The organism is Leifsonia sp. 71-9 (genome assembly GCF_001898805.1).
Taxonomy (GTDB): domain Bacteria; phylum Actinomycetota; class Actinomycetes; order Actinomycetales; family Microbacteriaceae; genus Leifsonia.
This window is the reverse complement of record NZ_MKVJ01000003.1, coordinates 116,049-137,170: the sequence shown is the minus strand read 5'-3', so window position 1 is coordinate 137,170 and position 21,122 is coordinate 116,049. Positions and strand designations below refer to the sequence as shown.

General features: G+C 73.4%; 20 protein-coding genes. 8 read left to right on the top strand and 12 right to left on the bottom strand.

Features of this window, described 5'->3' with window-relative positions; all coding sequences use genetic code 11:
• Positions 1–154: 154 nt before the first annotated feature.
• The 3 genes from BGO91_RS03375 to BGO91_RS03365 all read left to right on the top strand — a co-directional run bounded on the left by BGO91_RS03375 (position 155) and on the right by BGO91_RS03365 (position 4,384).
• Positions 155–1,327: an EfeM/EfeO family lipoprotein gene (locus tag BGO91_RS03375; protein ID WP_290471459.1), complete on the top strand. Its 1,173-nt coding sequence runs from the start codon at positions 155–157 to the stop codon at positions 1,325–1,327.
• Positions 1,324–2,628, top strand: coding sequence for an iron uptake transporter deferrochelatase/peroxidase subunit (efeB, locus tag BGO91_RS03370; RefSeq protein WP_290471458.1), 1,305 nt, complete (start codon positions 1,324–1,326; stop codon positions 2,626–2,628). The genes BGO91_RS03375 and efeB overlap by 4 nt, the downstream gene beginning before the upstream one ends.
• 61 nt (positions 2,629–2,689) lie before the next feature.
• Entirely contained in the window at positions 2,690–4,384 is a 1,695-nt protein-coding gene (locus BGO91_RS03365; protein ID WP_290471457.1) for an alkaline phosphatase family protein, read from the top strand.
• A 100-nt stretch (positions 4,385–4,484) separates the two neighbouring features.
• On the opposite strand, the gene BGO91_RS03360 is transcribed toward BGO91_RS03365, so the two are convergent.
• On the bottom strand, positions 4,485–5,360 hold the full coding sequence (locus BGO91_RS03360; protein WP_290471456.1) for an NAD(P)H-binding protein: 876 nt from the start codon (positions 5,358–5,360) through the stop codon (positions 4,485–4,487).
• Between the two features lie 167 nt (positions 5,361–5,527).
• On the opposite strand from BGO91_RS03360, the gene BGO91_RS03355 reads away from it, so the two are divergent.
• Together BGO91_RS03355 and BGO91_RS03350 are read left to right on the top strand one after the other, a co-directional pair.
• A complete protein-coding gene (locus tag BGO91_RS03355) occupies positions 5,528–6,499 on the top strand; it encodes an alpha/beta hydrolase (RefSeq protein ID WP_290471455.1) in 972 nt (323 codons plus the stop codon).
• Between the two features lie 95 nt (positions 6,500–6,594).
• On the top strand, positions 6,595–7,614 hold the full coding sequence (locus BGO91_RS03350; RefSeq protein WP_290471454.1) for a helix-turn-helix domain-containing protein: 1,020 nt from the start codon (positions 6,595–6,597) through the stop codon (positions 7,612–7,614).
• Between the two features lie 139 nt (positions 7,615–7,753).
• Here the strand turns inward: BGO91_RS03350 and araA are convergent, their stop codons facing one another.
• The 7 genes from araA to BGO91_RS03315 form a co-directional block, all read right to left on the bottom strand.
• The gene (gene araA / locus BGO91_RS03345; protein ID WP_290471453.1) at positions 7,754–9,286 is read right to left on the bottom strand and encodes an L-arabinose isomerase; all 1,533 of its coding nucleotides are present in this window, start codon (positions 9,284–9,286) and stop codon (positions 7,754–7,756) included.
• Positions 9,286–9,954: an L-ribulose-5-phosphate 4-epimerase gene (locus tag BGO91_RS03340; protein WP_290471516.1), complete on the bottom strand. Its 669-nt coding sequence runs from the start codon at positions 9,952–9,954 to the stop codon at positions 9,286–9,288. The genes araA and BGO91_RS03340 overlap by 1 nt, the downstream gene beginning before the upstream one ends.
• 202 nt (positions 9,955–10,156) lie before the next feature.
• Positions 10,157–11,842 (bottom strand): FGGY-family carbohydrate kinase, encoded by a 1,686-nt coding sequence (locus BGO91_RS03335; RefSeq protein ID WP_290471452.1) that lies wholly within the window; start codon positions 11,840–11,842, stop codon positions 10,157–10,159.
• Between the two features lie 484 nt (positions 11,843–12,326).
• Complete coding sequence (locus tag BGO91_RS03330; protein ID WP_290471451.1) at positions 12,327–13,355, bottom strand: LacI family DNA-binding transcriptional regulator; 1,029 nt, start codon at positions 13,353–13,355, stop codon at positions 12,327–12,329.
• Positions 13,356–13,410: 55 nt separating this feature from the next.
• Positions 13,411–14,127, bottom strand: coding sequence for a GAP family protein (locus tag BGO91_RS03325; protein ID WP_290471450.1), 717 nt, complete (start codon positions 14,125–14,127; stop codon positions 13,411–13,413).
• 1 nt (position 14,128) lies between these two features.
• Positions 14,129–14,959, bottom strand: coding sequence for a mechanosensitive ion channel domain-containing protein (locus BGO91_RS03320; protein ID WP_290471449.1), 831 nt, complete (start codon positions 14,957–14,959; stop codon positions 14,129–14,131).
• Positions 14,960–15,069: 110 nt separating this feature from the next.
• Positions 15,070–15,639 carry an NAD(P)-binding domain-containing protein gene (locus tag BGO91_RS03315; RefSeq protein WP_290471448.1) on the bottom strand — a complete coding sequence of 190 codons (570 nt, stop codon included), beginning with the start codon at positions 15,637–15,639 and terminating at the stop codon, positions 15,070–15,072.
• A gap of 95 nt (positions 15,640–15,734) precedes the next feature.
• Between BGO91_RS03315 and BGO91_RS03310 the strand changes: the two genes are divergently transcribed.
• On the top strand, positions 15,735–16,259 hold the full coding sequence (locus BGO91_RS03310; RefSeq protein ID WP_290471447.1) for a MarR family transcriptional regulator: 525 nt from the start codon (positions 15,735–15,737) through the stop codon (positions 16,257–16,259).
• Positions 16,260–16,349: 90 nt separating this feature from the next.
• Here BGO91_RS03310 and BGO91_RS03305 read toward each other — a convergent pair whose 3' ends face one another.
• Positions 16,350–16,754 carry an NUDIX domain-containing protein gene (locus BGO91_RS03305; RefSeq protein WP_290471446.1) on the bottom strand — a complete coding sequence of 135 codons (405 nt, stop codon included), beginning with the start codon at positions 16,752–16,754 and terminating at the stop codon, positions 16,350–16,352.
• 105 nt (positions 16,755–16,859) lie between these two features.
• Between BGO91_RS03305 and BGO91_RS03300 the strand changes: the two genes are divergently transcribed.
• Positions 16,860–17,219, top strand: coding sequence for a nuclear transport factor 2 family protein (locus tag BGO91_RS03300; protein ID WP_290471445.1), 360 nt, complete (start codon positions 16,860–16,862; stop codon positions 17,217–17,219).
• Between the two features lie 51 nt (positions 17,220–17,270).
• Here the strand turns inward: BGO91_RS03300 and BGO91_RS03295 are convergent, their stop codons facing one another.
• Entirely contained in the window at positions 17,271–17,717 is a 447-nt protein-coding gene (locus BGO91_RS03295; RefSeq protein WP_290471444.1) for an SRPBCC family protein, read from the bottom strand.
• A gap of 108 nt (positions 17,718–17,825) precedes the next feature.
• Here BGO91_RS03295 and BGO91_RS03290 point away from each other — a divergent pair, with 108 nt between their 5' ends.
• Positions 17,826–18,734, top strand: coding sequence for a 5'-3' exonuclease (locus BGO91_RS03290; protein WP_290471515.1), 909 nt, complete (start codon positions 17,826–17,828; stop codon positions 18,732–18,734).
• Between the two features lie 78 nt (positions 18,735–18,812).
• Here the strand turns inward: BGO91_RS03290 and BGO91_RS03285 are convergent, their stop codons facing one another.
• Together BGO91_RS03285 and BGO91_RS03280 are read right to left on the bottom strand one after the other, a co-directional pair.
• Positions 18,813–20,021, bottom strand: coding sequence for a GDSL-type esterase/lipase family protein (locus BGO91_RS03285; protein WP_290471443.1), 1,209 nt, complete (start codon positions 20,019–20,021; stop codon positions 18,813–18,815).
• 150 nt (positions 20,022–20,171) lie between these two features.
• Positions 20,172–21,101, bottom strand: coding sequence for an aldo/keto reductase family oxidoreductase (locus tag BGO91_RS03280; protein WP_290471442.1), 930 nt, complete (start codon positions 21,099–21,101; stop codon positions 20,172–20,174).
• Between the last annotated feature and the right edge of the window lie 21 nt (positions 21,102–21,122).

Genomic DNA, 21,122 nt, shown 5'->3' with positions numbered 1-21,122 from the left:
GGACCCCCCGTTCGGGGACGCCGCCGTGACGGTCCGGTGAACAAGCAGTGACCTCCCCTCCCCCGGCGCACAGGCGGCTCCTAGGATCGCTGCTGCCGGAGCGCCGCCCGACCGGCGCCTCCCCCGCAGCTCCCCCGCGAAGGACTCCCCCGCGATGTCGAAACGCTCACGCCTGACAGCGATCCTGGTGATCGTCGGCGTGCTCGTCGCGGTGGCCGTGACGCTCGCGATCGCCGCGCGACCCGCGGCCGTGGCATCGGCGTCCGGCGCGTACTCCGTCTCCGCCGGGCTCGACGACTGCGGCGCCGGCTGGGGCGACGGCGGCACCGTGCCGGGCGGCGACGAGGATCTCACCGTCACCAACCCGACGGTCGCCGGGATGGAGGTCTACCTCCAGGAGGCCGTCGGCGGCAAGGTCTACCTCGACCTCGAGAACCTGGGCGCCGGCGTGCACGCCAAGGCGCACGTCGCCCTCGGCAGCGGGAGGTACCGGTTCGTCTGCCTGCCCGCCGACGCCGACCCCGTGCGCGGACCCACGGTCACGGTCGGCCGCGCGCCCGCCTCCGCGCAGCTCACCCCGGGGATGGTCCCGGTGACGCGAGGCGACCTCATCCCGGTCGCGCTCGCCTACGGCAGATGGGTGGGCACCCGCCTGCCCGTGCTGCAGCAGCAGGTCGCCGCGCTGTCGGCCGACGCCGAGGAGGGCGACCTAGCGGCCGCGAAGCACGACTGGCTGGCGGCCCACACCACCTATGAGACCCTCGGCGCCGCGTACGACGCGTTCGGCGACGTCGGAGACCAGATCGACGGACTGCCCCGGGACGGCCTGACCGGCTTCCACCTCGTCGAGTCGCAGCTGTGGGGCGGGGCGGCACCCGCGACGGTGGCCGCTTCGACGGCGCAGCTCGCGGCGGAGGTCGGCAGCCTCGCCGGAACGTTCGCCGACGCCGAGATCGACCCGGGAGCGATCGCGCTGCGCGCCCACGAGATCGTGGAGGTCGCCGTCCAGGATGTGCTGACCGGCGCGGCGGACGCCGGGTCCGGCACCGAGCTCGCCACGATCGACGCGAACCTCGAGGGTGCGGCGCAGGCGCTGGCACCGCTGCACGACATCCTCGCCCCGCGCTACGCCGACCTCGACCGCACGACGCAAGCGCTCCAGCGGACGCGCACGCTCGTCGAGTCGTTCCGCGCGGCCGACGGCACCTGGACGCCGCTCGCCGGGCTCGACCGCGCCCACCGCGAGCGCCTGGACGCCGCGCTCGACCAGGACGCGGAGCTGCTCGCCCCCGTCGCCGCCATCTGCGACCCGAGGAGGGACTCGTGACCGAGACGGAGCGCACGACAGAGGAGCGGCGCGAGCCGGGGGCGCGGATCGGCCGGCGCGGGTTCCTCACGGCGGCGGGCGCGGCGCTCCCCGCGGCCGCGGTCGTCGCCGCGGGGGCGGGCGCCGGGATCGGCGCGGCCGCGTCCGCCGCCTCCACCGCACCAGCCGACTCCCCCTCGGCGGCCGACGCGACCCAGCGCGCCTACCCCTTCCACGGCGCCCACCAGCAGGGCGTGCTCACCACCCCGCAGCGCGCGGCGGCCTTCGTCGCCCTCGACGCGACGGCGGCCGACCGCACCGAGCTCGCCGACCTCCTGAAGACCATCACCGAGCGGGCCCGGTTCCTCACCGCCGGCGGCACCCCGCCCGACCCCGGGCTCACCGCGCCGCCGCGCGACTCCGGCGTGCTCGGCCCGACCGTCGAGCCCGGGTCGCTCACGGTCACCCTGTCGGCCGGCGCCTCCCTCTTCGACGACCGCTACGGGCTCGCCGCCGCGAAACCCGCTCGGCTGCGGGCGATGGATGCGTTCCCGGACGACGCGCTGCGCCGGGAGGTGTGCGACGGCGACCTGCTGCTGCAGGTCTGCGCCGACGAGCGCGACACCGTCACGCACGCGGTCCGCGAGATCGCCCGCGCGACCCGCGGCGGGATGCAGGTGCGCTGGCGGCAGGACGGCTTCGTCTCCCCGCCGCGACCGAGCGGGACGCCCCGCAACCTGATGGGCTTCAAGGACGGCACCAGCAACCCCGACGTCACCGACGCCGCGCTGATGTCGAAGCTGGTGTGGGCGCGCGGCGGCACGGGCGGCGAACCCGCGTGGACGACCGGCGGCAGCTACCACGTGGTGCGCGTCATCCGGATGCTCGTCGAGTTCTGGGACCGCGTGAACCTGCACGAGCAGGAGAACATGATCGGCCGCCGCCGCGACACCGGGGCGCCGCTCACCGCCAGCCACGAGTTCGACGACCCGCACTACGAGCTCGACGCGACCGGCGACGTCATCCAGCTCGACGCGCACATCCGGCTCGCCAACCCGCGCACCGCCGACACCGCCGACCAGCGGCTGCTGCGGCGCGCGTACAACTACGACGGCGGGACCGACGCCAACGGCAACCTCGACATGGGCCTGGTCTTCGTCGCCTTCAACCAGGACCTCGACCGGCAGTTCGTCGCCGTGCAGAAGCGCCTCGCCGGCGAGCCGCTGGTCGACTACATCCAGCCCTTCGGCGGCGGGTACTACTTCGCGCTGCCCGGCGTCCACGACTCCTCCGACTGGCTCGGGCGCACGATGCTCGCCTGACCGTCGCGAGGCCGACCGGCGCGCCCGCGCCGGTCCCACCACCAGCAGGAAAGAAGGAAACGTGTCCAGACACCTCCGTCTGCGCCGCTCCACCCTCGCCGGAGCGGGAGCCGCCCTCCTGGGCGTCGTCGCGCTCGTCGGCGCGGGCGTCCTGGCGGGCTCGCCCGCCTCCGCCTCCGCGAACGGCTACGGCGATCACGGGGACCACTCCGCGCAGACCGTCACCCCGATCAAGCACCTCGTCGTGATCTTCGACGAGAACATCTCCTTCGACCACTACTTCGGCACCTATCCGAACGCGGCCAACACCGACGGCACACCGTTCACCGCCGCCCCGCGCACCCCGGCGGCGAACACCCTCGCCAGCAGCGGCACGCTCACCAGCAACCCCAACCTCTACCCGCCGAAGCGGCTCACTCCCGCGCAGGCGGTGACTTGCGACCAGAACCACAGCTACGCCGCCGAGCAGGGAGCCGTCGACGCCGGCACGATGGACATGTTCGTCCAGAAGACCAGCACCGACACCTGCACCGGCGCATACGGCGCGCCCGGCCTGGTCATGGACTACTACGACGGCAACACCGTCACCGGCATGTGGAACTACGCCCAGAACTACGCCATGAGCGACAACAACTGGGACACCGAGTTCGGCCCCTCCACCCCCGGCGCGCTGAACCTCGTCTCGGGCCAGACCCACGGCGGCACCGCCTACGACCCGAAGACCGGCGCCGTGCTGCCGGCCTCGACGGCCGTCCAGTCGCCGAACGCCGCGGGCGTCGGGACCGTGATCGGCGACCCCGACCCGGCGTACGACGACTGCTCCGACAACGACCACACCTCCACCTCCGCCGTGGTCGGGATGTCGGGCAAGAACGTCGGCGACCTGCTCAACGCGCGCGGCGTGACCTGGGGCTGGTTCCAGGGCGGCTTCACGCCGACCACCGCCTGGAACGGCCAGTCCGGCTCCTACGCGGCCTGCGACAAGACCACCGCGAACGTGGCCGGCGCGACCCCGAAGGACTACTCGCCGCACCACTCGCCCTTCCAGTACTACAAGTCGACCTCGAACCCGCACCACCTCGCGCCCTCCAGCGTGAAGGCGATCGGGCACACCGACCAGGCGAACCACCAGTACGACCTGACCTCGTTCGACGCGGCGCTGAAGGCGGACAACCTCCCCGCCGTCTCGTTCCTCAAGGCGCCGGAGGCGCAGGACGGCCACGCCGCCTACTCCGACCCGCTGGACGAGCAGAAGTTCCTCGTCAACGAGATCAACGCCATCCAGAAGTCCGACAGCTGGTCGAGCACCGCGGTCGTCGTCACCTACGACGACTCCGACGGCTGGTACGACCACGTGGCGCCGAAGGTGACCAACGGGTCGAAGGATGCGGCGGTCGACTCGGCCGTGTGCACCAGCGTCTCGCACGCCGCCGGCGGCTACGCCGACCGCTGCGGGCCGAGCCAGCGCCTGCCGTTCCTGCTGATCTCGCCGTGGGCCGCCCAGAACAAGGTCGACCACACCCCGATCGAGCAGACCAGCGTCCTGCGCTTCATCGAGAACAACTGGCTGACCGGGCGGATCGGCGACGCGTCGTTCGACACGCGCGCCGGCTCCATCGGCGGCCTGTTCGACTGGTGGCACCCGCAGCAGCGGGAGGTGCTGCTCGACCCCACCAGCGGCGCCGTGACGAAGGTCGTCTCGACCAGGCCGCACTGGCCGACCCCGCCCCGCGGAGGCTGGTCCACCCAACCCTAGCCGCGCCTCCCGCACCCGTCGGCCCGTCGACGTTCACGACGTGGCGCTCATTCCAGCCCGGATGAGCGCAACGACGTGAACCTCGGCGGGTCTTCGCGTGTCAGCGGTCGCGCAGCAGCTCGTCGAGCGAGAGCGGCGCGCGGCCGGTGACGCGCTCGACGGCGTCGCTCACGCCCGCCAGCTCGCCCGCCGCGATCGCCGTGTAGGTCGAGACCCAGGCGTCGTACTGCCACTGCGGCGCATCCCACTTCTTCCGGGACTCGTACGCCTCCTCCACGGTCTCGTCGTGGAACGACACCGCCCGGCCGAGCCGGCGCGAGAGCGTCTCGGCGACCTCCGCCATCGTCAGCTCCTCGGGGCCGGTCAGGTCGTAGGTGACGTCGCGGTGCCGCTCGGGATGCAGCAGCACCGCCGCCGCGACGCGGGCGACGTCCGCGCGCGCGACCATCGCCGCCCGCCCGCCGTCCGCCGGGCCGCGGATGACGCCGTCCTCCCCCATCATGAACTCGACGAAGTCGAGGTAGAGGTTGTCGCGCAAGAAGGTGTGCGTCATCCCCGTGCTCAGGATGCGCTGCTCGGTCGCGTAGTGATCGCGCGCGAGGGTGAACGTCGCATCGGGCGCCGCACCGAAGAACGACGTGTAGACGATGTGCCGCACCCCGGCCTCCGCCGCGGCGTCGACGAACGCGTAGTGCTCGCGCAGCCGCTCGGCGTTCTCCGCCGCCGAGACCATGAAGAGCGTCTCGACGCCCTCCAGGGCCGCGCGGGCCTGGTCCGCATCCCCGTACGTGCACGGAAGGGTCACCGTGCCGGGCAGGTGCGGCGCCTTCGCGGGCGTGCGCGCGAGCATCCGGAACGGCGCATCGGCGTCGGCGAGCGCCGCCGCGGTCAGCCGCCCGACCGTCCCCGTCACGCCGGTCACCGCGAGCGTGGGCATCCCCGTGTTGTCCTGATCCGTGCTGCGCTGATCCGTCATACGCCCATCCAACCCCTGCACCCGCACCCGCCGCCAGACCGGGGAGCGCGCGTTCGGCGGGGCGAGAGGGGCGGAACCGACCGGAATGGCTGCGGCGGGAGGCGTTCGGCTGCTGCGAGGCTGAGGCTGCCGGCATCCGAACACCGTCGTTCACCCCGGAGGAGACCATGACAGACACGACCATCGCCCGCCCGCCGTTCGACCCCGAACTGGCCGCCGTGCTCACCGCCCTCGCCGAACAGCTGCCCCCGACGCTGACGCCCGAGATGATCCCGCTGCTGCGGCAGTCGACCGTCGTCGCCAGCGCCGTCGACGAGCTCGTCGGCGACCGCTCCATCGTGCATCGCACGCACACCGTCCCCGGCCACGGCGGCGACAGCATCGAGGTGACCGTCTTCGCCCGCGCCGACCACACCGGGTACGGCCCGGGGATCTATCACACGCACGGCGGCGGGATGATCATGGGCGACCGCTACACCGGCCTCCTGCAACCGCTCGAATGGGTCGAGCGCTTCGACGCCGTCTGCGTCTCGGTCGAGTACCGCCTCGCCCCCGAGTTCCCCGACCCCTACCCGGTCGAGGACTGCTACGCCGGCCTCGTCTGGACCGCCGAGCACGCGGCCGAGCTCGGGATCGACGCGGAGCGCATCCTCATCGCCGGCGCCTCGGCGGGCGGTGGCCTCGCCGCCGGGACCGCCCTGCTCGCCCGCGACCGCAAGGGGCCCGCGCTCATCGGCCAGGTGCTCATCTACGGGATGCTGGACGACCGCGACGCGACCGTCTCCACCCAGCAGATCGACGGCGTCGGCGTCTGGGACCGCGGCAGCAACATCACCGGCTGGTCCGCGCTGCTCGGCGATCGGCGTGGCGGCGACGACGTCTCCATCTACGCGGCCCCGGCGCGCGCGACGGACCTCGGCGGCCTCCCGCCCGCCTTCATCGACTGCGGGTCGGCCGAGGTGTTCCGCGACGAGGACGTCGCGTACGCCTCCGCCATCTGGGCGGCGGGAGGCGAGGCCGAGCTGCACGTCTGGCCGGGAGGCTTCCACGGGTTCGACATGATGGCGCCGCACGCGCGGATCAGCCAGCTCATGCTCGAGGCCCGCACCAACTGGGTCGCGCGCCTGATCGAGGGCTGAGGGTGCCTCATCCGCTTCGCCCCACCCGACCTCCGGCGCGACTAGGGTGGGGCGAAACCCTCTGAGCAGGGCGTCGCCGAGCGAGGGAGCATGGGATGCATCAGCTCGTCGGGCGTCTCGCGGCCGTCGACCCGCAGGCGGGCGAGAGCCTCAAGGTGATCGAGTTCTTCGACACGCTGACCACCGGCCAGGCCGGAGTCCCCGCCATCGTTCGCGCGGGCGCCGTGCTCTCGGGGGCCACGGCGGGCGTCGCGCTCGACGGCCGCGTGCTGCGCTTCGATCCCGAGGGGCGGGCGCAGGGCGGCCCCACCGCGCCCGTCGTCGCCGCGCACGAGGTCGGCGACGCCTCGGGCTGGCTCGAGCGCGAGGGCGAGGGCGAGCCGCACGCCAACGACGCGATCATCGTCGAGCGGATGACCCTCGCCGCCACGACCGCCCACGCACGGCGGCAGCCGGCCACGGCCTCCGCGGAACTGCTGCTGGACGAGCATGCCGACCCCGAGGCGCGCGCCCGCGCCGCCGGCGCCCTGCGACTGACCGGCGCGTCTGTCGCTGTGGTCGCGACCCTCCCGACCGATCCGGATCCGGGATGCGGTCCCGCGGTGATCGTGGCGACACGGTACGGAGTGCTGCGCGCATCGCTCACCGTGGATCCGCCGGCCTCGCCCGCACACCCGACGGGCGTGGGGGTCGCCGGCGGTTGGGAGACGCTCCCCCGGTCGTGGCGCAGCGCGGTCGTGGCGCTGCGGCTGAGCGGCTCGCCGCGTCCTCTCTTCCGCGCGCAGGATCTCGGCGTGGTGCTCGACGCCGCCCTCGCCGCCGATGCTGCTGCTCCGGGCGCACCGCCGCATCCCGATGTCGCCGCCCTCCTCGCGCTGCGGGACGACCACGCACGCGACGACCGTCGCGACCTGCTCACGACGATGGACGCGCTGGTCGAGCACGGCAGCGTGCGCGCCGCCGCCGTGGCGCTCGGGATGCACCACTCGACCGTGCAGGCGCGCCTCCCGCGGGCGCTCGACCGTCTCGGGTACGACCCGCGGAGCACCCTCGGCCGCATGCGCTACACCGCGGCGCGCCAGCTGCTCGCGCTGCGCGAGTCCCGCCTCCCGTAGCGGTCGCCGAGGCGGCGAACTCTCCGCCGCCTCGGCGCATTCTCTATGAATTCGTGCCGTCTCGGCGAGCGCTTGGCCGAGGAGGATCCTGGCCGCCGGGCCGATGACATGCCGGCGGCCAGGACGAGGGAGACCCGGGTCAGATGCCGCGGGCGAGGCGGTAGTAGGCGGCGTTCCAGTCGAGCTCGCGCTCGAAGCCGCGCAGGGTGGTGTCGTCGTCGATCACGAGCAGCTCGGTGCGGGCGATGCGGGCGAAGTCGGCGAAGGCCTCCACCCCGACGGCCGTGCTCATCACGGTGTGGTGCGCGGCGCCGGCCTCCAGCCACGCCGTCGCCGAGGTGGTGAAGTCGGGCGCCGGCTTCCACACGGCGCGGCCGACCGGGAGCTTGGGCAGCGGAGCCGACGGCTCCACGACCTCCACCACGTTCGCGACGAGCCGGAAGCGGTCGCGCATGTCGGAGAGCGCCACCACGACGGCGGGGCCGGGCGTCGCCGTGAAGACGAGGCGCACGGGGTCGTCCTTGCCGCCGATGCCGAGCGGGTGCACCTCGAGGGTGGGCTTCGCGGTCGTGAGCGTCGGCGAGACCTCGAGCATGTGGGCGCCCAGGATGCGCTCGTCGCCCGGCGTCAGGTCGTATGTGTAGTCCTCCATGAGGGAGGCGCCGCCCGGCAGGCCCGCGCCCATCACGTTCGCGGCGCGCACGAGGATCGCGGTCTTCCAGTCGCCCTCGGCGCCGAACCCGTAGCCCTCGGCCATGAGCCGCTGCACGGCGAGGCCCGGGAGCTGCTTCAGCGCGCCGAGGTCCTCGAAGCTGGTGGTGAAGGCGCCGAAGCCGCCGCCCTCGAGGAAGGAGCGCAGGCCCAGCTCGATCGCGGCGCCGTCGCGCAGCGACTGGTGACGGTCGCCGCCGCGGCGGAGCTCGGCCGCGACATCGTAGAGCTCCTCGTATTCGGCGACGAGCGCATCCACCTCGGCGGAGGAGGCCGCGGCAACGGCGTCGGCGAGCTCGTTGACACCCCAGGTGTTGACCTGCACGCCGAACGCCAGCTCGGCCTCGGTCTTGTCGCCCTCGGTCACCGCGACGAAGCGCATGTTGTCGCCGAACCGCGCGAGCTTCAGCGAGCGGGTGGCGGCCCAGCCCGCGGCGGCGCGGGTCCAGGTGCCGATGCGGGAGGTGACCGTCGGGTTGCTCACGTGGCCGACGACGGTGGTCCGCGGCACGCCGAGGCGGGTCTGGATGTACCCGAACTCGCGGTCGCCGTGCGCGGCCTGGTTGAGGTTCATGAAGTCGAAGTCGATCTCGCCCCACGGCAGCTCGACGTTCGCCTGGGTGTGGAAGTGGAGGAGCGGCTTCTGCAGGGCGTCGAGCCCGGTGATCCACATCTTCGCGGGGCTGAAGGTGTGCATCCACGCCACCAGGCCGATCACGGTGTCGTCGGCGTTCGCCTCCAGCATCACGCGGCGGATGGCGTCAGAGTCGGTGAGCACCGGCTTCCACACCACGCGCACCGGCACGTCGGCGGACGCGCCGAGCTCGTCGGCGATCTGCCGGGACTGCTCGGCGACCTGCGCGAGCGTCTCGGGCCCGTAGAGGTGCTGGCTGCCGGTGAGGAACCACACCTCGTAGCCGTCGAGGGTGGCGGAATTCGGGGACGGGGTGAGCTTCGGCATCAGGAGATGGCACCTTCCGGGGTCTGTCCGTAGACGTTCTGGTAGCGGTCGAAGAGGCGGTCGATCGCTTCTTGCGGGATGGGCACGAGCGGTCCGCCCTCCCGCGCGAGATGGACGGTGCGGGCGACGTCCTCGGCCATCACGGCGGCCTTCACCGCGTCGCGGGCATCCCGGCCGATGGTGAAGACGCCGTGGTTCTGCATCAGGACGGCGCGGCTGCGGTGGCCGGCGAGCGTCGCGACGATGCCGCGGCCGATGGAGTCGTCACCGATGATCGCGAACGGCCCGACCGGGATCTCGCCGCCGAACTCGTCCGCCATCGCGGTGATGACGCACGGGATGGGCTCGGCGCGCGCCGCCCACGCGGTCGCGTAGGTGGAGTGCGTGTGCACGACGCCGCCGACCTCGGGCAGCTCGCGGTACACGTAGGCGTGCGCAGCGGTGTCGGACGAAGGGGACCGGTCACATCCGAGCGAGCCCGGGACGACCTCCCCGTCCAGCGTGCACAGGATCATGTTCTCGGGAGCCAGATCGTCGTAGTCGACGCCGCTCGGCTTGATGACGAAGAGGTCCTCCCCGGGCACGCGGCCCGAGACGTTGCCGCCCGTCCACACCACGAGGCCGTAGCGCACCAGCTCGGCGTGCAGCGCGGCGACCTGCTCGCGCACGCGCCGGACGGCGGGGGGCTCGGGGTGGGCGTGGGCGGGTGCGGCGGTCGATGCGGCGGGGGGTGCGGCGGTCGATGCGGCGGCGGATGCAGCGGTCGATGCCGCGGCGGATGCGTCGGTCACCGGGTGGCTCCTTCCAAGATGGATGCGGCGGTCGATGCGGCGGCGGGTGCGTCGGTCGATGCCGCGTCGGATGCGTCGCTCACCGGGCGGCTCCTTCCGGGGTGGCTGCGGCGAGGGGGATCGCGTCGACGGCCGCGCGCTCGATGGCGAGGCCGGCACGGTACTGGTCGAGGTAGGCGCCGAAGCCGGCGACATCGCCGGGATGCGGAGCGGTGGTCTCGAAGACGAAGCCGCGGAAGACGCGGCGGCGAAGGTACTCGTCCAGGCTCACGCCGCTCTCCGCCTCCGCGAGGTAGCCGGCCAGCACCGCGATGCCCCACGCGCCGCCCTCGGACGCCGTCTCGGCGACCGACACCGGCGCGTCGAGCGCACCCGCGAGAAACCGCTGCGCGACCCCGGCGGTGCGGAACATCCCCCCGTGGGCGAACATCCGGTCGAGCGCGACGCCCTCGTCGGCGAGCACGCGCATCCCGAGCGCCAGGGTGCCGAACACGCCGTAGAGCTGCGCGCGCATGAAGTTGCCGAGCGTGAACCGGCTGCCCGGCGTCCGCACGACCAGCGGCCGGCCCTCCTCGAGCCCCGCGATCGGCTCGCCGGCCAGGTGGTTGTAGGCCAGGAGGCCGCCGGCGTCGCTCTCGCCGGTCAGTGCCTCCTGGAACAGGGCGTCGTACGCGGCGTCGGCATCGACCGGCACACCCGCGGCCTCGGCGAACCGGCCGAACAGACCCGCCCACGCCGCGAGTTCGCTCGCCCCGTTGTTGCAGTGGACCATCGCGACCGGGTCGCCGGCCGGCGTCGTGACGACGTCGAGCTCGTGGTGCACGCTCGTGAGCGGCCGCTCGAGCACGACCATCGCGAAGATGCTGGTGCCCGCGCTGACGTTGCCCGTGCGGGGCGCGACCGAGCTGGTCGCGACCATCCCGGTGCCGGCGTCGCCCTCCGGCGGGCAGAGCGGGACGCCCGGGCGCAGAGCGCCGGACGGGTCCAGCAGGGCAGCCCCCTCGGCCGTCAGCTCGCCGGCCGCCCGGCCCGCCACGAGCACCTCGGGCAGGAGGCGGCCGAGCGCGAGCCCGGGAGCCAGCGCGGGCGCCTTCTCGGCGAGCAGTGCGTCGTAGCGGGCGACGAGGTCAGCGTCGTAGTCGCGGGTGGCGGGATCGATCGGGAACATCCCGGACGCGTCGCCCACCCCGAGCACGGATCGGCCGGTGAGGCGGCGGTGCACGTAGCCCGCGAGCGTCGTGATCGAGGCGAGGCGCGGGAGGTGCGGCTCGGCGTCGAGGACCGCCTGGTGGAGGTGCGCGATCGACCAGCGCAGCGGGATGTTCACGCCCAGCAGCTCGGTGAGCTCGGCGGCCGCCGGCCCGGTGCTCGTGTTGCGCCAGGTGCGGAACGGCACGAGCAGCTCACCCGCCGCGTCGAACGCGAGATAGCCGTGCATCATCGCCGAGACCCCGATCGCGCCGAACGTCTCGGGTCGCGCGTCGTGCACGCGCTCCGCGTCGGCGACCAGGTCGGCATACGCGGCCTGCACACCCGACCAGACCGCGTCGAGGGAGTAGGTCCACACCCGGTCGACGAGCTCGTTCTCCCACTCGTGCGACCCGACGGCCAGCACGCGCGACGGGTCGGCCGCATCCACCAGGCACGCCTTGATGCGCGTCGAGCCGAACTCGATGCCGAGGGAGGTGCGGCCGGCGCGGATGGTGGCGCGGGTGGGGGTGGGCTGTGCTGGGGTGTCGCCCCCGGCGCGCTCTGAAGTCGTCATCTGTTCCTCACCACGTTGTGACCGGTCACAATTGCGATTCCAGTATGCGGCGGGCGGCGCTCACACGTCAAGCCGCGAGGCGCCCATCCACCTGTCGCAACACGCCGCGCGCGGGCGCGCAGCCCCATCCAGTCGTCGCAACACGCCGCGCGAGCACGCACATTGACGGCGCGTCTCGACCACTCGTTCACCAATGACCGCCTGACTTGCACCCGCCCCATCCAGTCGTCGCAACACGCCGCGCGCGCACGCGCGTTGTCGGCATGTCTCGACCACTCGTTCACCGGCGACCACTTGGCTGGCACCCGCCCCATCCAGCCGTCGCAACACGCCGCGCGAGCACGCGCAATGACGGCGTGTCTCGACCACTCGTTAATCGGCGAAGGCCTGACGGGCACGTGCCCCATCCACTTGTCGCAACACGACCACTCGTTTGCCGAGCCCGTCCAGTCGTCGCAACACGCCGCGCGCGCGGGCGCAGCCGCTACGCCGACGCGCGCTCCACCAGCACCGGCGCGACGGGCGCGCCAAAGGCGACGCCGCCGCCGTCCGCCCCGCCGCCTTCGATCAGCGACACCAGGCGGGCGACGCAGCGGCGGCCGAGCTCGGGGAAGTCCTGCCGGACGGTCGTGAGGGGCGGCGCGAAGAACGCGGCCTCGGGGATGTCGTCGAAGCCGACGACGGCGAGGTCCTCCGGCACGCGGCGTCCGGCGAGGCGGGCGGCGTGCAGCACGCCGAGCGCCATCTGGTCGTTGGAGGAGAAGACGGCGGTCACGCGCTCGTCGGCGCGGCGTTCCGAGAGCAGCTCCGCGCCGATCTCGGCTCCGGAGGCGGCGGTCCAGTCGCCCTCGCGGGTGACGAGTCCCGTGACGTCGGCGTGGTCCGCGACCTCGGCCAGGAACCCGTCGCGCCGGGCCCGCGCCTCGGCCCAGTCGCCCGGACCGCACAGGTGGGCGATGCGCCGGTGCCCGCGCTCGATCAGGTGGCGCGTGGCCAGCCGGGCTCCCTCGACCTGGTCGACGAAGACGCCGTCGTCGCCTGCAGCCCCGGCGCCGTGCAGCGTGACCGAAGGCACGGAGAGGGACACGGCGGCCATCGCATCCTGCACCCGCTGCTGCGGGGCGATCACGACGATGCCCTCGACGGCCTGCGCGAGCAGATGGTCGAGCGCGGCCTCGACGGAGGCGCGGTCCAGGGCGGAGGTGTGCGCGACGGTGACGAAGTAGCCGGCGTCACGCGCGGCGTTCTCCACCGCGTCGATGCTGGAGGCGGGGCCGAAGAGGGAGGAGGTGGAGGCCGCGAGCACGCCGATGGTCGTCGACCGGGCCGTGGTGAGCATCCGCGCGGCGCGGTTGGGCCGGAAATTGAGCTCGGCCATGGCGGCGATCACGCGGTCGCGCGTCTCCGGCCGGATGCTGGGGTGGTCGTTCAGCACGCGCGACACGGTCTGCCGCGAGACCCCCGCCGCGGCAGCGACCTCGCGCACCCCCGGGGCGCGTCCGCTCTCGATCATCCCCTCACCCTAGCGGCGCGCGTCGGGCGGCAGCCGTCCCCGCCGGCCGCACCGCTCAGACGAACGCGGAGAGCGCCTTCTGCAGTTGCAGGGCGCCGATCACGAGCAGCAGAGCGGCGTTGAGCACGTGCGTGTTGCCGGCGACCCAGGTGCGGGTGCGGGCCAGCAGCGGCTCGGCGGCGGTGCCGCGCACGACGACGAGCAGCACGGGCAGGACGATCGACAGCGAGCCGACCAGCCCGAAGACCACCAGCACGACCACCGCCTGCGCGGTCGCGACGCCCGCGAGTCGCGCGTCGAGGGCCGCGATGATCGCGCACGACGCATCCACCGGGTTCACCACGAACAGCCCGAGCCCCAGGAAGAACGTGCGCACGGGCCGGAACGTCTCCACCTGCTGCAGCCAGCCGGGCAGCTGCGGCGCGGCGGCGGCGACGTCCCGAGGCGAGCGCGCCTGCGCCATCTGGACGATCCGCGCCCGCCCTCTGCGATAGACCACGACCGCCGCACCGACGAGCAGCAGGCCGAGCAGGAGGCGCAGGATCGGCACCCACAGCGGCGGCTCCCGCAACGCCCGCACCTGCAAGGCCCCGAACACGAGGAACGCCACGGCCAGCACGAGCGCGATCCCGGCCAGCCAGCCGAGCGCGAATGCGATGCCGCCGACCCGGGCGCGGGGCGAGACGAGCACCGCGATGAGCGCCATCAGGGCGAGCGGGCTGAGCAGGATGCCGAACAGCAGCGGGACGAGGCCCAGGATGAGGTCGCCCACGTCACAGCTCCGGCGGCGGGGTGAGCGGCGACGGCGGCGCGTCGGACGTGACGGCCGCCTCCCGGTCGCCGAGCGCGGCCCAGACGGCGTCGACGACCGCCGCGGTCACGGCCGGCCCGTCGCCAGCGTGGTGCCAGAACTGCGCGCGCACCGTGTAGCGGTGGGGCTCATGCGCGATGCTCAGCACGCGCACCGGCTCGCGGTGGTGCACGCCGTCCACGGCGGCGCAGGCGTCGGCGATGCGGGTGCGGACGTCCTCCCGCCCCGCCGCGTCCACCTTGACGCGCACCTCCACCTCGGAGCGGCGGCCGCCGAGCTCGGACTCGTTGACGAACGGGTTGCCGACCACGTCGGCGTTCGGGATGTGCGCGACGCGGCCGTCCATGGTCCGCACCACCACGGTGCGGCTGGTGACCTCGCGGACGGCACCGCGGTATCCCGCCACGTCCACGATGTCGCCCGCCTTGAACGGCCGGCGCGTCTGCAGCACCAGCCCGGCGGCGAAGTTCTCGCTGATCCCGCGCAGGGCCAGGCCCGCGACGACCGCCACGATGACGGCGAGCGCGAGGACGGGCTGGATGGGTGCGCCGAGGAAGGCGATGCCGACGCCGATCCCGAGCAGGATGACCGTGAGCCGCACGACGCGCGCGATGCGGCGCCCGGTGTCGGCGGTGACGGCCGGGATGCGGGCGCAGAGGCGCAGCGTCGCACGGTGCGCCAGGATGCCGAGCAGGATCCCGGCGGCCACGGACAGCAGGGCGAACAGCACGGACCACTGGTCGAGGCCCGCGAAGAACCCCGCCGCGTCCCCGGCCGCCGCCGTGCGCACCATCCCGACTCCCTCACCGCCTGTGCGGCGACAGTATCGGCCGGCCGGCGGGAGCGTCTAGACGCAGAACGGGCGGGGAGGCCGACCTCCACCGCCCGCGCCGCACGCCGTGCTCAGGCGACGAGCGAGAAGCCCGCCGTCCAGGAGATGCGCTCGGCCGCCGCGAGCGTGATCTGCAGGAAGCCGATCGACTCGAGCTCGCGGGCCCGCTTGAGCGAGCCGGCGTCGACGGCGTTGAGGCCGCCCGCGGTCACGATGCCGGTCAGGGTGGCCTTCGCCGCGTCGTCGTCCCCGGCGATGAGCACGGTGGTGGTCTCGGCGCCGACCTTCCCCGAGGCGAGGGTCGCGGCGAACGTGGTGTTGAAGGCCTTGAGGACCGTCGAGGACGGGAGCTTGCCCGCGATCACGGCGGCGGCCGAGCTGTCGGCGGGGACCGTCAGGCCGTCGAAGGTCGCGAAGTCGAGCGGGTTCGTGATGTCGACGACGATCGTGCCCGCGAGGGCGTCGCCGTAGGTCGCGATGACCGCATCCACCTCGGGATACGGCACGGCGAGGACCACCACGTCGCCGGCGACCGCGCCGCCGTCGCGGCCGAGGTACTCGACCGTGCTGCCACCGGCCGCTGCGACGCCGCCGATCGCCTTCGCCATGCTGCCGTTGCCGATGATGCTGACCGTGCTCATGAGATTCCTTCCCGGCTCTTCGCCGTATTTAGTTGATGCTTCAACTAATGTACGTCCGGATGGTTGAAGCGTCAAGCGATTGCTAGAATGGACGCATGACGACGAGCGACGACCTGGCCGGGCGCGAGCGCGATGCCTGGCTGGGGCTCGTCGCGCTGACGCAGCTCCTGCCTCCCGTGATCGACGGCCAGCTGTCGCGCGACTCCGCGGCGACGCACTACGAGTTCTTCGTGCTCTCGCGGCTGGCGGAGTCCCCGAACCGGCGCCTGCGGCTCGGCGCGCTCGCGACCGCCACCAACGCATCCGTCTCCCGCCTCAGCCACGTGATCACCCGGCTGGAGGCCCGCGGGCTCGTGCAGCGGATGCCCTGCGAGGAGGACGGCCGCGCCACCAACGCCGTGCTCACCGACGCGGGAGCCGAGTTCGTCGCGACCGCCGCCCCCGGGCACCTCGACACCGTGCGCTCGCGTGTGCTCGCGGCACTGACTCCCGAGCAGGTCGAGCAGCTCGCCGAGATCTCGTCGTCCATCGTCGGCGCCATCGACCCCGCGCGTCGCCCCAGCGACGCCTGCGAATCCATCGTCGCCGCGACCTCCACCCCCGACCGCAGCCGTCCGTAGCCCGCGAGCACAGCAAAATGGCTCGTTTCGGGCCGCATTCCGAGCACTTTTGCTGTGCTCGCGGGCTGCGGGCTGCGGGCTGCGGGCGGGTCAGTCGATGAGGTGGCGGGCGGCGAGGAGGCGGAGGACTTCGCGGCCCGCGGGCGGGCAGCGGTCGGCGTCGGCGGTCGTGACCCAGTGCAGGGCGCCGACCTCGGCCGACGGCGCGGGCGCCGCGTCGGTGTGCGCGCGGAAGACGCGCATGTGCACCATCCGCCCTTCCGCCTGGCCGTGCGCGAGCGTGCGCACCTCGAAGAGCTCCTCCAGCGCGTCCGGATCGAGCGTCAGCGAGACCTCCTCGTGCGCCTCCCGCGCAGCGGCCTGAGCGGCCGTCTCGCCCGGGTCGATCTTGCCGCCGGGCATGTAGTGCACCTCGCGCCCGCGGGCCGTCACCATGAGCACGGTGCGGTCGCGCACGAGCGCGATGGCGGCGACCTGGAGCGGAGGGAGGGTCATGCCTCCACGCTAGGCGATGGATGCGAGCGATGGATGCGAGCGATGGATGCGGGCGATGGATGCGGGCGACCCCACCCGCGGCCGTCCCGGTGCCATGCTGGACGGATGATCAGCGACGACACCGCCCGCGCCTTCGTCGACCAGTGGCTGGCCGACTGGAACGCCCACGACCTCGATGCCCTGCTCGCCCACTACGCGGACGACGTCGTCTTCACCTCTCCGCTCGCCGCGCGGCTCCTCCCGGGCAGCGGCGGCGTCGCCCACGGCAAGGCTGCGCTGCGCGAATACTGGACGGCCGGGCTGGCGGCCCTGCCCGACCTCCGGTTCGAGGTGCTCGACCACTACCTCGGGGTCGACACGATCGTGATCCGCTACCGCAACCAGGCCGGCGGCGTGGTCAGCGAGGTGCTGGAGTTCGACGGCGAGCTGATCGTGCGGGGGCACGGGACGTACCTGGCGGGCTGAACCGCCGCACCGCCGAACCGCCGAACCGCCGAACCGCCGAGCCGCCGGCGGCTATCCCTCCACCACCTGCTTGAGCTGCCGCAGCCCCTTCTCGAAGTCCGCCCCGACCAGCTTCTCGACGTTGAACAGCCGCGTCATGAGCGTCCGCGGGCTCTCCATCCGCCAGATCACGCGGGTGCCGTCCCCCTCCGGCGTCAGCACGAAACGGATGGCGTTGGTCGACCGGAAGGGCTTGGTGAAGTCGAGCGCGATGCCGACGCCGTCCGGGTCGACGGCCGTGACCTCCATGCGCCCGGCTCCGGCCTTGCGGTTGCCCGACCAGGCGTAGGTCGACCCGACCGTTCCCGGCTCGCCGGTGTACTCGCGGTGGAGGTCGGGGTCGAGCCCCTCCCACGGCGACCAGTCGATCCAGCCCGGGAGGTCCGCGAGGCGGCGCTGCAGTTGTTCGGGGGTCGCGGCGATGCGCTCGGTGCGCTCCACGACGGTCGTTGCGGCCATGCGGTCAGGCTAGCGCCTCTGGCCCCGGAGGTGGCGGCTGCGTAACGTGGGCATCCGGAGGTGCCGACCATGCCCCAGCCCACACCCCCGTCCGCCGCCGGACGGACCATGCTGCTCGACTCCGCGTCTCTGTACTTCCGCGCGTTCTACGGGGTGCCCGACACGGTGCGGTCGCCCGAGGGCGAGCCGGTGAACGCGGTGCGCGGGTTCCTCGACATCATCGCGCGGCTCGTCGGCGAGTTCGGGCCGGAGTCGCTGGTCGCGTGCTGGGACGACGACTGGCGCCCGCGGTGGCGTGTCGACCTCATCCCGAGCTACAAGGCCCACCGCGTCGCGCGTGAGGTGCCGGGCGGGGTGGACGTGGAGGAGACACCCGAGGCCCTCGTGCAGCAGGTGCCCGTGATCCGGGAGGTGCTGGACGCGCTCGGCCTCGCCATCGTCGGCGCCGCGCAGCACGAGGCGGACGACGTGATCGGCACCCTCGCCTCCCGCGGCGACGGGCCGGTGGATGTCGTGACCGGCGACCGCGACCTGTTCCAGCTGGTGGACGACGCGCACGATGTCCGCGTGATCTACACGGCGCGCGGGATGAGCAACCTCGAGGTGCTGACCGACGAGGTCGTGTCGGGCAAATACGGGGTGCGGCCCGATCAGTACGCCGACTTCGCGGCCATGCGCGGCGACACGTCGGACGGCCTCCCGGGCGTCGCGGGCGTCGGCGAGAAGACCGCCGCGGCGCTGCTGGCCGAGTACGGCTCGCTCGACGGCATCCGCGCGGCCGCGGCCGACGACTCCAGCCCGATGAAGCCGGCGGTCCGCGCCCGCTTCGCGGCGGCGACGGACTACCTGGACGTCGCGCCGCGCGTCGTCGAGGTCGTGCGCGACCTCGACCTCCCCGACGTGGATGCGCGGCTGCGCCGGCCGACCGCGGAACAGCGCGAGACGCTCGACGCGCTCGCCGCCCGCTGGGGCCTCGGGGGCTCGCTCGACCGGCTCCTCGCGGCCCTCCCCGACTGACCCACCGCCGATTACGCGGAAAGCACGGCTCGAACCGCCGAGTACGCAGACGATTCGCGCACTCGGCCGTCAGCGCGGCTAGACGCGGTCAGGCTCCCAGCGCCAGAGCTCGCGCTGGGCGAGCAGCGCGAGCTCGCGGAGCACGTCGAGGTCGAGCTCGCCGGTCTCGACGTCCCGCGGCGCGCGCCCGAACACGCAGAGCGCGCCGATGCGCGTGCCGTCCGGCGCCTCGACGGGGTAGCCGGCGTAGTAGCGCAGGTGCGCGGGACCGGTCACGACGCTGCTGGTCGCGAACCGCTCGTCGAGCTCGGCGTCGGGCACGACCATGCCGTCCGCCGAGGCGATCGTGTACTGGCAGGCGGACTGCTCGAGCGGGAACTCGCGCGTCGCCGTGCCCACCGCGGCGAGCGCCCACTCCTTCTCGGCGCCCAGGACCGTGAACATGGCGATCTCGGTGCCGAGCGTTCGTTGCGCCGTGCCCACCAGGCCGTCGAGGCGGGCGTCCCGGCCGCGTTCGCCCAGCCGCAGCCGCTCGATGGCCTCCACCCGCTCCTGCGTCGACCGCGGCGAGGGAGGCTCCACGTTCTGCTCGCGCAGCGCCGGCGCCAGCACGTCCGCGATGCGCCGGGCCCAGAAGAGGTAGTCGGCGGGCCCGCGGTGCCGGGTCGACTCGGCGTGCGGCGGCGCGGGCAGGGCGACGAAGAGCGCCCCCTCCTCCCGGCACACCCGTTCGGCCACATCGTTGAGCAGCCCGGCGTGCTCCTGCGCGATGCGGGTGGGGCCCTCGTCGTCCGGCGCGAACGCGCGGATCGGCTGGGCGCCGAGCCACACGACCGTCCCCTCGCCTCCGCGCGCCGCCTGCACCTCCCGGAGCAGGGAGCGGACGCGCCTGCCCCAGCGCTCGGGGTTCGGGAGGCGCAGCGAGTCCGCGAGCGTCGCGCTCAGCACGACCACGTCGTAGCGCTCCGGTCCGGCCGCGGCGACCAGCGACCGGAGCCGGCGCACCCCGGCCGAGGGATGGGCGACCACATCGACGACGGAGCCGCGACCGGTCGACGCGGCGAGCGCACGGGCGAGAGCGCCGGGCAGCGCGAGATCGTAGCTCGCGACGCCCCAGCCGACGACCGGTCCCGACCCCACCAGCAGCACCCGGGCGCTGCGCCGGCCGGCGACGAAACCCTGCGGGAAGTCGGCCGGACGCGCCAAGCCGGTGCGCACACCCACGACCCGCAGCAGCTGCGCCCGGGTCAGGAGGCGACGCCCCAGCGTCACACGTTCGGCATCCACTCGGTCGACGGTATCCCGGCATACGTCCGCGGACTAGCGGCGGCTCGCCGGGTCACCCGGAATGTGTGAGGCGGACCCCGTCAGCGCTGGTTCTGAAGCCAGTCGAGTGTTGGAAGCGGGCCTCCTCGACCCGCATCCCTCCCTCGCCGGTCACGGGAGGATGTGGCCGGCCGCGCGGAACAGCCGGTACCACTCCTCGCGGGTCAGCGGCAGGTCCGAGCCGGCGGCGGCGTCGCGCACGCGCTGGGCGTTCGTGGTGCCGAGGACGACCTGGATGCCGGCGGGGTGCCGGGTGATCCAGGCGGTCGCGATCGCGGTCGGGGTGACGCCGTAGGCCGCGGCGAGCTCGTCGATGACGTCGTTGAGTTCGGCGAAGTGCTCGCGGTCGCCGAGGAAGACGCCGTCGAAGAAGCCTTTCTGGAACGGCGACCAGGCCTGCAGGGTGATGTCGTGCAGCCGGGCGTGGTCGAGGATGCCGTTGTCGCGGTCGATCGACTGCGGGAGGCCGGCCATGTTGGCGGCGACGCCCTGGGCGATGAGCGGTGCGTGCGTGATGCTCAGCTGCACCTGGTTGGCGACGATCGGCTGCGAGACGTACCGGCGCAGGAGGTCGATCTGGCCGGGCGTGTGGTTGGAGACGCCGAAGGCACGCACCTTGCCGGCCGACTGGAGCTCGTCGAACGCGGCGGCGACCTCCTCGGGCTCCACGAGGGTGTCGGGGCGGTGGAGCAGCAGGAGGTCGAGGTAGTCGGTGCGCAGCGCGGCGAGGGACTCGTCGACGGTGGCGAGGATGTGCTCGCGCGAGAAGTCGAAGTAGCCGTCGCGGATGCCGACCTTGGACTGGATGACGACCTGGTCGCGCTCGGCGGCCGGGATCGCGCCCGCGTCGCCGAACCGCCGCTCGCTGCCGTGCCGCTGCTCGCCGTAGATGTCGGCGTGGTCGAACACGGTGACACCGGCGTCGCGGGCGGTGCGCACGAGGGTGCGGATCTCCTCGTCGGACAGGGGTTCGATGCGCATGAGGCCGAGGACGATGTTGGACGCGTCGACGGCGACGCCGGGGAAGCTGAAGGTTCGCATGCCTCCCATCCTCCTCCCGTC